General features: G+C 53.9%; 13 protein-coding genes and 3 pseudogenes. 10 read left to right on the top strand and 6 right to left on the bottom strand.

The features are described from left to right. Nucleotides 1–293 precede the first annotated feature (293 nt). Nucleotides 294–479 carry a hypothetical protein gene (locus IQ254_RS24275; RefSeq protein WP_193968737.1) on the top strand — a complete coding sequence of 62 codons (186 nt, stop codon included), beginning with the start codon at nucleotides 294–296 and terminating at the stop codon, nucleotides 477–479. A gap of 56 nt (nucleotides 480–535) precedes the next feature. Here the strand turns inward: IQ254_RS24275 and IQ254_RS24280 are convergent, their stop codons facing one another. Both IQ254_RS24280 and IQ254_RS33880 read right to left on the bottom strand, forming a co-directional pair. Further along, a complete protein-coding gene (locus tag IQ254_RS24280) occupies nucleotides 536–856 on the bottom strand; it encodes a hypothetical protein (RefSeq protein ID WP_193968738.1) in 321 nt (106 codons plus the stop codon). Continuing rightward, nucleotides 843–1,031: a BrnT family toxin gene (locus IQ254_RS33880; protein ID WP_369011361.1), complete on the bottom strand. Its 189-nt coding sequence runs from the start codon at nucleotides 1,029–1,031 to the stop codon at nucleotides 843–845. Before IQ254_RS33880 ends, IQ254_RS24280 begins: the two co-directional genes overlap by 14 nt. A gap of 196 nt (nucleotides 1,032–1,227) precedes the next feature. Between IQ254_RS33880 and IQ254_RS33885 the strand changes: the two are divergent. The 4 genes and pseudogenes from IQ254_RS33885 to IQ254_RS24305 all read left to right on the top strand — a co-directional run. After that, nucleotides 1,228–1,554 (top strand): annotated as a pseudogene (locus IQ254_RS33885) (hypothetical protein); the annotation flags it as partial. Between the two features lie 59 nt (nucleotides 1,555–1,613). Further along, nucleotides 1,614–2,315: a hypothetical protein gene (locus tag IQ254_RS24295; RefSeq protein ID WP_193968739.1), complete on the top strand. Its 702-nt coding sequence runs from the start codon at nucleotides 1,614–1,616 to the stop codon at nucleotides 2,313–2,315. Then, the gene (locus IQ254_RS24300) at nucleotides 2,312–2,683 is read left to right on the top strand and encodes a hypothetical protein (RefSeq protein WP_193968740.1); all 372 of its coding nucleotides are present in this window, start codon (nucleotides 2,312–2,314) and stop codon (nucleotides 2,681–2,683) included. Before IQ254_RS24295 ends, IQ254_RS24300 begins: the two co-directional genes overlap by 4 nt. 92 nt (nucleotides 2,684–2,775) lie before the next feature. After that, nucleotides 2,776–3,567, top strand: coding sequence for a hypothetical protein (locus IQ254_RS24305; protein ID WP_193968741.1), 792 nt, complete (start codon nucleotides 2,776–2,778; stop codon nucleotides 3,565–3,567). Here IQ254_RS24305 and IQ254_RS24310 read toward each other — a convergent pair. Together IQ254_RS24310 and speE are read right to left on the bottom strand one after the other, a co-directional pair. After that, entirely contained in the window at nucleotides 3,564–4,595 is a 1,032-nt protein-coding gene (locus IQ254_RS24310; protein WP_193968742.1) for an agmatinase family protein, read from the bottom strand. The two genes, IQ254_RS24305 and IQ254_RS24310, sit on opposite strands and share 4 nt — an antisense overlap. Next, complete coding sequence (speE, locus tag IQ254_RS24315) at nucleotides 4,588–5,871, bottom strand: polyamine aminopropyltransferase (protein ID WP_193968743.1); 1,284 nt, start codon at nucleotides 5,869–5,871, stop codon at nucleotides 4,588–4,590. Before speE ends, IQ254_RS24310 begins: the two co-directional genes overlap by 8 nt. Before the next feature lie 221 nt (nucleotides 5,872–6,092). On the opposite strand from speE, the gene IQ254_RS24320 reads away from it, so the two are divergent. Next, nucleotides 6,093–7,916 carry an alpha/beta hydrolase gene (locus tag IQ254_RS24320; protein ID WP_193968744.1) on the top strand — a complete coding sequence of 608 codons (1,824 nt, stop codon included), beginning with the start codon at nucleotides 6,093–6,095 and terminating at the stop codon, nucleotides 7,914–7,916. A gap of 15 nt (nucleotides 7,917–7,931) precedes the next feature. Here IQ254_RS24320 and IQ254_RS24325 read toward each other — a convergent pair. Beyond that, nucleotides 7,932–8,193: pseudogene (locus IQ254_RS24325) on the bottom strand ((2Fe-2S)-binding protein). Nucleotides 8,194–8,319: 126 nt separating this feature from the next. Between IQ254_RS24325 and cimA the strand changes: the two are divergent. Beyond that, nucleotides 8,320–9,957, top strand: coding sequence for a citramalate synthase (gene cimA, locus IQ254_RS24330; RefSeq protein WP_193968748.1), 1,638 nt, complete (start codon nucleotides 8,320–8,322; stop codon nucleotides 9,955–9,957). Nucleotides 9,958–10,074: 117 nt separating this feature from the next. Here the strand turns inward: cimA and IQ254_RS24335 are convergent. Further along, a pseudogene (locus IQ254_RS24335) lies at nucleotides 10,075–10,371 on the bottom strand (transposase); the annotation flags it as partial. 136 nt (nucleotides 10,372–10,507) lie between these two features. On the opposite strand from IQ254_RS24335, the gene IQ254_RS24340 reads away from it, so the two are divergent. The 3 genes from IQ254_RS24340 to IQ254_RS24350 are packed head-to-tail and all read left to right on the top strand — an operon-like array spanning nucleotide 10,508 to nucleotide 14,366. Further along, nucleotides 10,508–11,068: a hypothetical protein gene (locus IQ254_RS24340; protein WP_193968745.1), complete on the top strand. Its 561-nt coding sequence runs from the start codon at nucleotides 10,508–10,510 to the stop codon at nucleotides 11,066–11,068. A gap of 26 nt (nucleotides 11,069–11,094) precedes the next feature. After that, complete coding sequence (locus IQ254_RS24345) at nucleotides 11,095–13,671, top strand: RHS repeat-associated core domain-containing protein (RefSeq protein ID WP_228041050.1); 2,577 nt, start codon at nucleotides 11,095–11,097, stop codon at nucleotides 13,669–13,671. Between the two features lie 5 nt (nucleotides 13,672–13,676). Continuing rightward, entirely contained in the window at nucleotides 13,677–14,366 is a 690-nt protein-coding gene (locus IQ254_RS24350) for a HEAT repeat domain-containing protein (protein ID WP_193968747.1), read from the top strand. Nucleotides 14,367–14,480: the final 114 nt, after the last annotated feature.

Below are 14,480 nucleotides of genomic sequence, written 5' to 3' on the forward strand. Positions count from 1 at the left end.
AGTCCGCCAAGAGATCATCCAGCATGTCATCGATGCGGTTTGGTTCTTTCTTCTTGCGTACCATGATGCGGTCTCCTGAGTTATTGGGATTCTAGACCGCTTACACAAAATTCTGATCAGTCTCGCTCAACTAGAACTTCAGGAAATAAAAATTGAGCTTCCGATCCAGGATCTTCAATTTTTGCAGGCTTTTGCCCATCAGAGCCAAACGTCAGTACAAGCTGTTATTACTAACCTGCTGCATCAATTTATTGCTCACAACACGGCGGCATCTCCTGAGGAAATCCCTCTCAATGACAGCAACTAATCACTATTCTCCTGCTCGAAGGAAATTTGATTGCCTGGCGTTTAAGCAGCAAGCTCAGGCTCAAATCTATGAGGATACCAAAATGATGAGTCCGCAGGAGCTGATTGAGTATTTTCATCAAGCTTCCCACTGGGGCGCAGTAGGCGATTGGTGGAAGACTGTAGCTCATTAAACGGTGGGTAAAAGTCTACCCCGTTTCGTTTAGGCGAACGTTGGGGGCGTAGGTCTCTATCCAGCCGTACCCGTTATGCTTCTCTGGCGAATTTCATTCACAATTTTGGCCGCGGCTTCACCGGATTTGAGATGTTCAGCGAGAACCTGCTGGGCAGCATTTAGCGTTTGATCAGCCCGCAGTTGAGTCAGATCAGCCCTCAAGCCCTGACCGACGTAGAACTTGATAAGCCCCTCTAAGGACATGTCTTTTTTGCCTGCGATCGCCCGCAGATCTGCCAACGTATCAGTGGGAATCTTTACCGTCACCACCTCAGAAGCTCGGACATTGACCTTCAACTCAAACGTTTCATCAAGCATTTCGTCAGGACTGTTCATAAAGGTATCGCTCAGAACGAGTAGCTATTCGGGCTGAAATAATTCGTGTTCTGGTTCCTCTTTCAACGTAAACAGCCAACAATAACCTGGGAGTCAACGAGTAGCCCAAGATAAAGCTGCGCTCTTCACCTTGCCTCGACGCATTGCTAACTTGATAAAAGGGATCAAGGAACACCTCAGCAGCCTCTTTAAAGCGAACGCCATGCTTTTCAAAGTGCTTTCTGCCTTATCCTCATCCCATTCGAACTCAAGTCCTTCAATGCGGTAGGTTACATTCATCTGCTCAAATCATAGCTAAAAGCGTTAGTCCTCAGCTTATCCCCATTGAGAATCGTGGTGGACAGGCTTAAAGTGCCAGTCCCAGCGAAACGGCGGCCTACATCGCCGATACCACCACCGCCACCGCCCAGGTGCGCCCCCTGTCGGAACCCGTGTGCCTGGATGCCCGCACCAAGATGCTCAAACTAAGTGGTACGAGGACATACTCTCCCACAGCGTGGCTGATGGATCTCAACCCCAACTCGTTCCGCCGCATGGTCTCGACCCTGCTGGCAGTGAACGGACGCGGCTACTGGGAAACCAGCGACGAAAACCTGGAGAAACTGCAAGAGCTTTACCAGGAACATGTCAGCGCATCCTGCCAACCTTTTGAATCCGGAAAAAGGCAATGGCGTGTCGTAGTGAGCAAGAGAGATTAAGAGCTTAGCTGGGGGTTCGGGGCATCTGAACTGACAGCTGATCAAGAGAGGTTTCAACCATGCAAAGATGGCAGCGCTCAACCGCCAAGCCGATCGAGCCACAGCGCATTCCAGAAGGCTTTTTGTTCGTTGATCAGCAGAATGTGTGGTCGTGGACGCGCGGTACCGTGATCTTTCTGGGGTACTGTCTTGGCTGCGTAATCTTGCTCCCTTTCTTGGGGGTAGCATTGCTAGGTTTTCTAGAGAACCCTAGCCTCTCACTCAGTCAATTCCTGCTTCTAGGCTTTTTGAGTGTTTTTACCGTAGGTGGAATCATCGGGGCGGTGCAGGCCATCTATAAAACTTTCGTCATGACCCAACTCAGGCCGGGTGAGGCGATCCTCTCAACCTATCCATTAATGATGGGAGAGTCTTGCCAGGTGCGATTTCGTCGTCAACTTCGCAACGGCAAGACGCCCCACCCTGGCAAGGTGACCGCAAAGTGGCACTGCTACGAATGGGTGCAATATAGCTCTGGTTCAAGCATAGAAACGACCACCCATACCCTTTGGGAAACAGACTTGCCTGAGTGGCCCATCTTACCCATGACCGAGCAAATAGAATACAACGCCCGCCTAACTGTACGCCCCGAAGGCCCTCCTTCCATTTATGGAGCTGATAATCAGGTGCGTTGGGAGCTACAGATCACGGTCGATTTACCAGGGATAGCAAAAGGACGCTCACACGTCCAATTCACAGTAGTGCCGGAGGTGCTGAGATGATTGATGTAAGCTTCACTCAAACCCAGCTGATGGTCGGTAGCCCCCTCTCAGGCACCGTTAACTGGCAGTGGACCAATGACCCCAGACCAGAAAAGCTGAGGATCTCGATGTATTGGTATACAACGGGGCGAGGAACGCTCAACCGCGAGGTTGCGCAATCGCTCGTGGTCAATGCTGAGCAATTCAGCCATCGAGACCATACCTCAATTCCGTTTTCGTTGCTGATTCCCCATCAGGGGCCAGTTAGCTACGATGGTTTTTTGTTTCGGCTCATTTGGGAGCTGGGTATTTATACGCATACGGCAGGCTTCTGGGCGCGCAATAACGAGCACACCTGGCCCTTTACAGTGATTCCTCGACAGCCTTGATTTCCCCTAGAGAGCCGCATCCAGGTTGAGGCGATCGCCCCTCTCTCCCGCTGCAGTTGCCTCAAGCCACAACCTCACACCCCTGTTTTTGGATGCCTCTGGGGGGTCACGGCCTGATCATCCCCAAGAGCATGGTGTATTTAGACATGAATCCTTATACAGCCCTCGGGCTACGGGGCAATCCCTTCGTGGCAACCGACCCCACAAACCCGGTCACAGACCCCTGGATAGATCGCGGCTGGTCTGCGGCGTCGCCCCTGCAATCTAGACAGCTGGTGCAATTCATAGGGGTTCCAGGCTCAGGTAAAACTGCTCACTTAAAACACTGGCAAGCCCAGACGGGTGGACCTTATTGCTTGCATCCCACAGGCTGGAAACGGTTTAAACTACCGGCTGTTCATCGGATCACCTACTGGGATGAAGCCAATCGGATTCCATTCATTTTGCTCGTGGTGGCGTTTGCCTGGGCAACCCTCACCAGAGCGACGATAGTGGCCGCCACGCATACTGAACTGAGCCAGACAGCTCGACTGCTGGGGCTGCGAGTCAACACCATTCAACTGCCACCGTTGGCTCCTGAAATGCTAATGGACTGGGCAAGCGGTCGGATTCAAGCCGTGCGCTTACCGGATCGTGACTGCACCTTGACATTGCCCCAGGCTCAGGCAGCGGCAATCGTGTTGCTTGCCAACGGCTCTTGGCGAGAGGCGGCCAATCAGCTTCACATTTGGGCTGCAGATTGTGCTCGTCAATCTGCTCTAAATGCCCTCCCAAATCAGAAGCATCTGCCATCAATTGCGTCAAGAACCGCTACGGGCGTAGGGAATCCCTCTCAATTACAGCAACCAATCTCCCTCCTTCTACTCGGGAGAGTGCCAGCCTAAAGCCCCATCAGGCAGCACAGCTTGTAGACGGCGCGCGCGCCCACATTACCATCCCACTCGCCATCGCCTACTTCTGATAGATCAAAGCCAATAATCTGCCGTCCGCTGCCCACTACCTGGCGCAGTAGGCAAAAGACCTCTTCTAGCTCTAGCCCACCGGGGACCGGGGTGCCCGTATTGGGGCACAGCTTGGGGTCGAGGCCATCGGCATCAAAGCTGACGTAGACCTGCTCGGGCAAATCGGCCACGATCGCCTCGCACTGGTGCATCCAGGGCAGGCCCCGGTAGGTATTTTCTTTGCTCACCGTGTCGTAGTGGGTGACGATGCGCCCCTCAGAGTGCTTGATTAGGGAAACCTCGTCGTGGCACAGATCGCGAATGCCCACCTGCACCAGTTTACTGATTTGAGGCAAACCCAGCAGGTTGTACATAATCGACGCGTGGGAATAGCGAAAGCCCTGGTAGGCGCAGCGCAGATCGGCATGGGCATCGATGTGCAGCACGCCAAAGTTGGGGTAGCGCTCGGCCAGGGCGCGGAGATAGCCCAACGGCACGCTGTGGTCGCCGCCGATGACTCCGACTCGTTTGCCCTGATCTAGAGCGGCGGTGGCCTGGGCGTAAAGCCAGCCGATCATTTGCTCGCAGGCGTGGTTGACCAGAGTTAGGTCGTCTTGCAGGAGAGGCTGATCGGCGATCGCAACTCCCGCCTCCGTAGCCTGAATGACGCGATTGGCCGCCTCGCGCACCTGCTGGTTGAGCTCTAGCAAATGCTGTGGGATGGGGGGCATAAAAATCCCCCGCCGCCAGCCCTCGGGGTGATCGCGATCGTAGAGATCGAGCTGGGACGATGCCTCTAGCACCCGCCTCGGCCCCTGAGCCGTACCCTGGTGGTACGACACCGTCACCTCCCAGGGCATACCAAAGATAATGATACCCGCCGTGTCGTAGTCGCAGGGCAGCCCATAGAGATTGCCGTTGTCGAGGCCCACGCCGCTGGGGTCGAAGGTCTTAAGGGTTGGGTTAGCCATTCAGCATCGTTTGTACGAAGGTGGGCAGGGCAAAGGCGGCCTGGTGCATGCCGACGTTGTAATATTGCAGGCCGTGCTCTGCTGCAAAGGCCGCCGATCGCGCTGGGTCGAACCCCCGCAGCGGGTGAGCGGCGCCCTTGGTGGCGTAGTTAAAGCTCCACATGCCGGTGGGGTAGGTGGGGATAAAGGCCAGGTAGCAGAACACAGTCTCGTCCCCAAATATGCCCTTCAGGCAGTGGTGAATATCCACAAAGGCCCGCTGGTTAAATCGAGGCGACTCGCTCTGGGCCGCGATCGCACCCCCGGGCTTGAGACAGCGATATACCTGCTGGTAGAAGGCCGTGCTAAACAATCCCTCCGATGGCCCCACCGGGTCAGACGAATCCACCACAATCAGGTCATAGCTAGCATCGGGGGCATTGGCCACAAAGGCGATCCCGTCCTCGATCCGCAGGTCGAGTTTGGGGTCTTCTAGGGCACCCGAGAGGGTCGGCAAGAATTCCTTCGAGGCCCGCACCACAGCTTCATCGATTTCGACCATGGTGACGTGCTCCACCTGGGGGTGACGCAAAATTTCGCGCACGCTGCCGCCGTCGCCGCCGCCGATCACCAGCACGTTTTTGAAGGCTGGGTTCAGCAGCATCGGCACGTGGATAATCATCTCGTGGTAGGCGTTTTCATCCTTTTCGCTGCACATCACCATATTGTCGATGGTGAGCATTTTGCCGTAGGCAAAGGTGTCAAAAATCTCCACGGTTTGGTAGGGCGATTTTTCGCGAAAGACGCGATCGCCCTTGTGGCGAATCGATAGGGCAATATCGTCGTTTTTGTCGGTAAACCAGACGCTGCGGCTCTGCTTAGGGGTAATCAACTTATTGGTGGCCTCGTCGCGCAGCTCGCCCAGATCGACATCAATGCGCTCTAGCAGCTCCAGCTGCCCCCGGTTCATCTCCAGGGCCGAACCGTAGTCGGCCTGAAACGCGACCTTCAGCTTATCGAAGGAAATCCAGGGGTTAACGGTGTCGCCGCAGGTAAATAGATCGACCGCCGCATAGCGGTACTCGGGCCAGGTGTGAATCGCCAGGTGGCTTTCTTGAATCACCACTACCCCCGACACGCCAAAGGGCGAAAAGTGGTGAAATACCGAGCTAATTACCGTGGCCCCGGCATCGGCAGCCGCCCCCACCATGCTGCTCTCAATCAGCGGCACGTCGTTGAGAATATCTGACGAACAGCCAAAGAACTCAACCAAAATATGTCGTCCGAGCGAATTCATGCGCCAATATCCCCTTAGATGTGGCCCTGGTCGAAGATTGACTACTGTATCATCGCTTTAGATTTTATGGCCCTGCAGACAATACTGGTTATCTCCAGCAGCATCAGCGCAGGGATGTTGACCCCCGAAGGACAGCCTACATTTCGTAAACCTTGCAGCATTAGTCTGGAATCGTCGTCTACGCTCTTGAAGTCTCTACCCGTGAGGTTTTTGGGGCATCTATGAAACAGCTTCCCTTTACCATTCAAAAAATTATCTTTGGCCCAGATAGCCGGGCTAACATCGTCGAGATGGATGACGTCAGCGGCGTTGAAGGCCAGGTGCCCGGCTACTTTGTCATGAGTAGTGCCCCGCCCAACATCGAAGAAGCCAGCGAGGCCAGCGAAGTCAACCAGCGCCGAGCCGCCCTGGGCATTAACTCTATCGCCAGCTATCTCCACCGCATGATGGCCGCTGACCCCGATCACAGGGCCGAACTGGTGATCACGGTGCATGGCTATAACACCAGTCGCGATGGAGTAGAAACCTGGTACAAAAATATCTTTAACTACCTGAACCGCCACGATGCAGCCATCGCCGCCCACCCCAGCCAGGTGTTTATCGGCTATCGTTGGCCCTCCGAAAACGTAGCCCTGCGCAACCCTAAAAAAATTATTGAAGCGTTTCAGGCGCTGCCACCGTTGCCCCGCGATTTACTCATGACCGGTGGCCTCTGTGCGATTGTGCTGCTGGTCTTTGAGCTGCTGGCCTTTGGCGAATCGATATGGGGGTTTATGCTGAGCCTGTTTTTAACCCTGCTCTTTGTGTTGGGCACGCTGATGCTGGCCCTAGTGGTGCTGCGTCTGGTAGTGTACTTTCGCGACAGCTATCGGGCCGACAACTTTGGCGTGCTAGACCTGGTGGAGCTGCTGCGCCAGATTGACCAGGCGATTGTTAAGCTCACCGCCGAGGAGATGTTTCCCAACTCCGCCGGGGGAGACAAGTATCTCTATGCCATGGGTCAGGCCAGAGACTACTGGGGGCGGCGATCGCAGCACAAGGTCAGGCTTAGCTTCATTGGCCACAGCATGGGCGGCTTTGTGGTCACCAACGTGGTGCGCATTTTGTCGGATGTCTTTGACACTGACTCGGTCGATAAACGCCCCGACAACAATATTGGCGATGTGTTCTGCCTGGGGCGGCTGATTTTGGCCTCCCCCGATATTCCCGTGCTCACGATCATTTCTAGCCGGGCCAATTTTTTGGCATCTTCCCTGCGGCGCTTTTCAGAATCCTATCTGTTTAGTAGCGAGGGCGATATCGCCCTGCGCACGGCCTCCACCACCGCCAACTACATTGCCTTTCCCAGTAAGACCCAGGCCCGGGGCTATCGGCTGGGAAATGTGGCCCTGCAAAACAAACAGGGCGATATCGGCGACTACGGACTGATTAACCTGAGGTCTTTAGATCGGGATTTCTCGCCATCGTTACCTATCGGTGAGGCGATCGCCCAGACCAACAACAGCGTGATGGAAAATTTGTTTTTGACCTACCAACGCTTTCAAAAGCGAGGCGTGGTGACCCTGGCCGACCTGTTTCAAAACCAGAGTGCCCGCAAGAGCGATCGCGCCACGGTGGCCGACTTCTTTACCTACTTTGACTGCACCGACTACATTGACGTTAAATACGACCCCAGCACCGACATCCAATCCGAGCAACCCACCGGTATTTTGACCCGCGCCCTCGGCCATGCCACTCTCAAGCCCTGGGATTACGCTTTGCTGACCCTAGACTATGCACTGGGCAAGCGCGATGTCCACGGCGGCTATTTTGAAGGCCAGTTTAGCCAGGTACTGATGTATCGGCTGGCATTTTTGGGGTTTGAAGGCTATCTGCACAGCCTCAACGACGATACCCAGGTGGCCCTCAGCCAGCTTCACCTGACCTGTCAAGAAAAGCAGATTCAGGGCTTTCTATCGCCCGTGTGTTACCGGGTGTGCATTCAGGGCGGCAGCCTGGAGGGCACTAAGGCCGAGCTATTTAAGGCCATTGAGTCCAACTCTTAGCCGCCCATTTCATCGTTAGCTCGATGACCAGACAACCTGCTCTCTCTGGCCCCAAAAGCCATCGTATTGGTGACGGTAATATCGCCCTGTACCTGGGTTTGGCAGGCTAGGCGCAGCGGGCGATCGCGATCGTGAGGCGGCAGGTGCCAAGGCCACGGCAGTCGATCATACCCGCCTGACCGTTATATAGGTCTACCCCATGGGCCAGCAGTACTCGCCGTAGGTTGGCTCCGGCTTCGCAGGTCATGATCTTTCCCTGGGCTGAGACCGTTGGCATAGTTTCCTCGGCGAATGAAAAATATGTACGTTTTATAACGCAATTCTTCAGAGCAGCTCAAGCTGCCGCTACCGAGGCATTACGCTAGATATCTGAACCCCGAGGCAAACCTCCGTGACACCGACTATGGCTCAGCAGCGCGATACTATCCAGATCTACGACACTACCCTGCGGGACGGGGCCCAGCGTGAGGGGCTGGCCCTCTCGATCGAAGATAAGCTGCGGATTGCGCGGCGGCTTGATGCTTTGGGAGTGCCCTTTATCGAAGGCGGCTGGCCCGGGGCTAACCCCAAGGACGTGCAGTTTTTTTGGCAGCTCAAAGAAACCCCCCTGACCCAGGCCCAGATCACCGCCTTCTGCTCGACCCGCCGCCCGGGCAGATTGGCCGCCGAAGACCAGATGCTCCAGCCGGTGCTGGCGGCGGGTACCGAGTGGATCACGCTGTTTGGCAAATCCTGGGACTTGCATGTGACGACGGGTCTGCAAACTACCCTGGCCGAAAACCTGGCCATGATCGACGACACCATTCGCTACTTGCGCAGCCAGGGTCGCCGGGTGATCTACGATGCCGAGCACTGGTTTGACGGCTACAGTGCCAACCCCGACTATGCCCTACAAACCCTGGCGACCGCCGTCAGGGCCGGGGCCGAATGGCTGGTGCTGTGTGACACCAACGGCGGCACCCTGCCCCAGCAGGTCGGCCAGGTGGTCGTGACTGTACACACCTGGCTGCAAGACTTTGCTGCCCCCCGGCCCCAGATCGGCATTCACACCCACAACGACAGCGGTACGGCGGTGGCCAATGCAATGGCGGCGGTGGAGGCCGGGGCCACCATGGTGCAGGGCACCATCAATGGCTATGGCGAACGCTGCGGCAATGCCAACCTGTGCACCCTGATCCCTAACCTGCAGCTCAAGCTAGGCTATCCCTGCATTGCCCCGCCTCGGCTGGAGACCCTGGCCGAGACCAGCCGCTTTATCAGCGAGGTGGTAAATCTGGCCCCCGATGACCATGCCCCCTACGTGGGCCGATCGGCCTTTGCCCACAAGGGCGGCATCCACGTCAGTGCTGTGGAACGTGAGCCTAAAACCTACGAACACGTCGACCCTGCTGCGGTGGGCAACAGCCGTCGCATTGTGGTGTCTGATCAAGCTGGGCTGAGCAACGTCCTGGCCAAGGCCCGTGGCTTTGGGCTCGAGCTAGACCGTCAACACCCGGCCTCGCGGGAGCTGCTCAACCGGCTCAAAACTCTGGAGCACGAGGGCTACCAATTTGAGGCAGCCGAAGCCAGCTTTGAGCTGCTGATGCGCGAAACCCTGGGCGATCGCCCCCGATTTTTTGACCTCAAAGGGTTTCACATTAACTGCCAGCACCAGGGCAATGGGGCTGACCACCACAGTGAGTCGCTAGCCACCATCAAGGTGACGGTAAATGACCAGGAAATTCTGGCGGCGGCGGAAGGTAATGGCCCGGTGGCGGCGCTGGATGCGGCCCTGCGCAAGGCGCTGCTGAATTTCTATCCGGCGATCGCCCATTTTCACCTGTCTGACTACAAGGTGCGCATCATCGATAGCGGTGCCGGCACAGCCGCCAAGACGCGAGTACTGGTGGAGTCGAGCAATGGCGCCCAGCGCTGGACTACCCTGGGCGTTTCGACCAATATCATCGAAGCCTCGTACCAGGCGGTGACCGAGGGCCTAGAGTACGGCCTGATGATTGAGTCTGAGCGGCCCCGATGTGCGATCGCCACTAGTCAATCGTAACTATTGCCCTTGAGGGGTAGACGAGCGAAGAAATCATCCAGATCGACAAGCGTAGCTGAACCCGCCCGATCGCACCTCCCCCAACGGCATTACCTACTCCCTACCTGAGTTCGGCAGCTAAAAAGCGGCTTGAGGGAGGGCTTTAAGCTCATAATCTGGGATGCCTAATGACGGCTTATCGGGGTGATAGGTATAGGCGATTAGCCCTGAGACCAGATTGACGAGGAAGTTGAAGGGACTGCGATGCCTGGAATGCTCGATCTGGCAAATATTTTTGAGTTGGTCATTGACCGTCTCGATAATCGGACGCTTGCGGAGCAGAATCTTATCCAACAGCGGCATCAGCACGTTTTTCATGTTTTTGCGGCGTTTGGTAATGAGCTCCAGACCCCGCTCGAAGAGCGATTCGAAGAGAGCCTGCTTCACTCTTTAGAATTGGGACTGATACGTTTAGACCAATCCTGCCCTTGTATGATCATCCATTACCAATCCCGTACGAGCCAGATGAGAATTGTTCCTGTGGTGATTAGTAACTTATAAAAATAGGATAATGGGGTTTCGTCGTTTCTCCAAAGTTGGTATTTGGATAGCTTGTGGAGTTCTCCTTGGCTTTCTAGTCACTTTTATTCCTCAATATAAAGGTGATGGAAACTTTGTCGATCATGGTTTATTTCGTATCACGGAAAGATATAGCCTGACTTTTGATGAGTTTCAATTTCAGGAGGGCAAACTTCAGAAAAATTATAAGTTCAAGGGACTACCTAAAATCCCAATGACTTTATTAGTCCGTATTAACCCTTCTCTTGCAAGGGAAAATCGTTATATTGTAGAAGAATTCTTGCCAGTCGCATATTCTTTAGAAAGTTCTGGAGTAGAAGTCGGAGTAACTTTGACTAAAGATGGCAATAATATACTTTCCATACCTGTTCAATCTCTAGTTGGCGATTGGGTTCTATCTAGCTGGTATTTTTGGAATCAAGAATTCTCAGGAATTAAGTTTAATATACGATCTGAGTATGAGCTCATATTTTTTATCGAGACTCAAGAAAAAATACCTGAACCAATTACAATTCAGCTTCAGCTGAGAAGTAAATACGGAGTTATGTTTTAACGGCTCTTCTGGGTTCGTGACTTAAATTGTACAATAAGGCACGTCTGCATAATAGAGCAGGTCTGCTAACCGCACCAGTTACGAGCTTTACCTACGATGCTAGGGGCAATTTGGCGACCATGACCGATGCCCGTGGCAACCTGACTCAATACGTTTATGACCAGCAAAATCGCTTAGCTGAAACGGTTGACGCCAACAATAATCGCACCAAATACAACTACGATTTGTCGGGGAATTTGGTTAGCGTCGTAGATCGCCTGGGGCGTCAGGTTCGATACCAGTACGACAGTCGCAACCGCCAGATCGCCTTCTTTGATGCTGAGGGCAACAAAACCCGATTCCAATACGATTTTGACAATAATGTAATTGCCACCATTGACCCGTTAGACCAACGCACTACCTTTGTCTACGACAGCCGCGATCGCTTGACTCGTCAAATCGACGCGCTGGAGCAAAGCACTCAATATCGCTACGATGCCGTCATTAACCGGCAAACCCAGGAGCAATGGCTAGACGGGCAGGGCAACACCACCCGGCAGATCAGCTACACCTACGATGCCGCCAGCCAGCTAACGGCAGCCAGTGATCCAGCCTCTACCTATGCCTACACCTATGATCTCGCCGGTCGATTGACCCGCGTAAACAATGCTGGGACGCCGGGCGTACCCAGTGTGGTGCTGAGCTACGGCTACGACGCGGTCAACAACCTGACGACGGTCACCGACACGATCAACGGCAGTCAAGCGGGGACTGAGACCGTAAGCTACGATGCGCTCGACCGGGTGACCCAGATGACCCAAAGCGGGGCGGGTGTCGCCGCCAAACGGGTGGAGATGGCCTACGATGCCGCCAGCCAGATGACGGGGCTGACTCGCTACAGTGACTTAGCAGGCACCCAGTCAGTTGCGGATACTGTCTACGACTACGACGGGTCAGGCAGGCTCACGAGTCTGACCCATCAGCGTGGGGCCAATGTCATTGCTGACTACGGTTTCACCTATGATGATGCCAATCGCCTGACGCAGCTCACCACCCCCGACGGCACGAGTGACTACAGCTACAACAACCGCTATGAGCTGACCAGCAGCGACCACAGCTACCAAAGCGATGAGGCCTACGACTACGACGCGACGGGCAATCGCACCAGCTACACCACGGGCGATCGCAACCGGCTGCTGAATGATGGTACCTACAGCTATGAATACGACAACGAGGGCAATCGCACCCGGCGGGTCGATATCGCCACAGGTGAGGCGACGGAGTACACCTGGGACTACCGCAATCGATTGACCTCGATTGTCTCGAAGGATGGGACTGGCACCATCACTCAGACAGTGCTCTATACCTACGATGTCTATGATCGGCGCTTGAGCAAATCCGTAGATGCTGACGGGGCTGGGGCTGGCGCAGCCACTGAGGAGCACTTTGTTTACGACGGCAGCCATATTGCTCTGGTGTTTGATGGGGCAGGCACTCTCACCCATCGCTATTTCCATGGGCCACAGATTGACCAAGTTTTGGCAGAGGAGACCGCAGGGCAAACGCGCTGGGCGCTGGGCGATCATCAGGGCAGCGTGCGCGATGCGATCAACAACACGGGCACGGTGCTCAACCACACCACCTATGACAGTTTTGGGCAGGTGACGGGGGAGAGCAATCCGGCTCTTGACTTCCGCTTTGGCTATACCGGCAGGGAAACCGATGAAGAGTCCGATCTCATGTATTACCGGGCTCGGTATTATGACCCGGCGCTCGGTACCTTCGTCAGTGCTGACCCCCTAGGGTTTGCGGCAGGCGACCCCAACCTCTATCGTTACGTCTTCAATAGTCCTACTAACTTTACCGATCCAAGTGGTGAGTTCGTCGGTGTTGCGGTAGCTGCTGGGGCGGCTGTTGTTGCGGTCGGCGCGGCTGTAGGGATAGGCATCGTGGCTAACAAGCAGATGCAGACCCCTGAAGCTCAAGCCGCAATTGGTGGTGCCCTACAGGGCCTGGGCAATGCGTTTTCAGAAGTGGCTCAAGCTCAACAACAATTAGCCAGAGACGTTCACCAAAACATCCGCGATGGTGCGCGACAGTATGAAGCTTTGGCGGGTGGCATAGCCAGTGCTTTTCCCACTACAATTTCAATTCCTGGGGCATTTGGTCCCAATGACGGCGAGCGACGACCGCAGGTAACTCCTGACCTGACTCCAGTAGCTCCAAATCCACCTTTGGACATTGGCAACCCTAACGCTGGCATTAATAAGCCCTCCGACACAAGAGACCTTATCTGGCCTGGTGGAATCTGCAAAGTTCCTGGGCTCGATGGCGACTCAAAACCCAACCTTGGGCAGCCTTATTGTGAAGCCAATCGTGGAGTTGACATACCATTTCCTGACGATACGGGTAGACTTCACGACCCTATTCCTAAGTTTGTTCCAAAGGAATGGGAAATTGGAGAAGTTGAAGACGCTATCGAAGGAATAGAGTCTAGTATTGAAGAGAGAAAAAGGCTTATGAGACAGCTTGGAGAAGATAGCGGACATCGTGAACGCCTACGTCGAGAGGAGAAATTCCTACGTCAGCTTCAAGGTCGATTGAAAGACATGAAAGGAAGTTAATTATAATGAGTAAATCAACAGAGGATCTTATCAATGAAATTCTGAAAGGTTCTTATGAATCTGATATTAATGGAGATCTTCTAAATGATCTTTTAGAAGATTTTCAGAAAGGCTTTCCGGTTGTCAATCTTCTCCCCTTGATTAAAAGTCAAGATAGACGAGTTTCGAGAGCAGGATCATGGATTCTATCTGAATTAGGGACAAAAGCATGCGAAGTTTTTCACGAAACAAAGTCACTCATTCATTCATTTGACCCTAAGGTTCGATTTTATTATATTGACTGCATTTTGGTTTGTGCTGGTGAAGAGGATGGTGATTCTATTAAAGATTTATTGTCTCTTTTAGAAGATGAGGTCGCTTTTGTTAGATGGCGTTCTATGGATGCTCTATGCAGATTAAGCGAGTCTCAACTCTTGGCTGGCATTTCCTGGATGAATTCTAAAGATGGTGGTTCTACCATAAGCTACTCTGATGTTCAAATTCTCCAGGATTCTCTCCAAGAAAGAATCTCATTTAGTCATTTCAAGGAGTTAGTAAAAAGCGAGAATTTGATACAGAAAAAGCTTGCGATCATTGCTGCTATTCGCAAAAAGCTTGAGCCTAAAATGGTTTGTGAGTTAGCAGAATTTTCTAAGGATGAGGAAATCATTGATTTCTGTAAGGATCTTCCATCCCTGACGTGGGTAGTGCATTAGTGTACGGGGCAGAGGAAAATCAGACTATGCCATCGAGATGACAAGGGAGTCGAACCCATGACGATTGAGATGATTTGTCCGACCTGTGGGTCTCATGATATTTCCAAGAACGGC

This window comes from Nodosilinea sp. LEGE 07088, from assembly GCF_015207395.1.
In the GTDB taxonomy this organism is placed as follows: Bacteria; Cyanobacteriota; Cyanobacteriia; order Phormidesmidales; family Phormidesmidaceae; genus Nodosilinea.

Excerpts from the sequence above, each read along its gene's own strand:
- IQ254_RS24280 (WP_193968738.1), bottom strand. The coding sequence starts at position 856 with ATGAACAGTCCTGACGAAATGCTTGATGAAACGTTTGAGTTGAAGGTC.
- IQ254_RS24275 (WP_193968737.1), top strand. The coding sequence starts at position 294 with ATGACAGCAACTAATCACTATTCTCCTGCTCGAAGGAAATTTGATTGC.
- IQ254_RS24340 (WP_193968745.1), top strand. The coding sequence starts at position 10,508 with ATGGGGTTTCGTCGTTTCTCCAAAGTTGGTATTTGGATAGCTTGTGGA.
- speE (WP_193968743.1), bottom strand. The coding sequence starts at position 5,871 with ATGAATTCGCTCGGACGACATATTTTGGTTGAGTTCTTTGGCTGTTCG.
- IQ254_RS24310 (WP_193968742.1), bottom strand. The coding sequence starts at position 4,595 with ATGGCTAACCCAACCCTTAAGACCTTCGACCCCAGCGGCGTGGGCCTC.
- cimA (WP_193968748.1), top strand. The coding sequence starts at position 8,320 with ATGGCTCAGCAGCGCGATACTATCCAGATCTACGACACTACCCTGCGG.
- IQ254_RS24320 (WP_193968744.1), top strand. The coding sequence starts at position 6,093 with ATGAAACAGCTTCCCTTTACCATTCAAAAAATTATCTTTGGCCCAGAT.
- IQ254_RS24300 (WP_193968740.1), top strand. The coding sequence starts at position 2,312 with ATGATTGATGTAAGCTTCACTCAAACCCAGCTGATGGTCGGTAGCCCC.
- IQ254_RS24295 (WP_193968739.1), top strand. The coding sequence starts at position 1,614 with ATGCAAAGATGGCAGCGCTCAACCGCCAAGCCGATCGAGCCACAGCGC.
- IQ254_RS24305 (WP_193968741.1), top strand. The coding sequence starts at position 2,776 with ATGCCTCTGGGGGGTCACGGCCTGATCATCCCCAAGAGCATGGTGTAT.
- IQ254_RS24350 (WP_193968747.1), top strand. The coding sequence starts at position 13,677 with ATGAGTAAATCAACAGAGGATCTTATCAATGAAATTCTGAAAGGTTCT.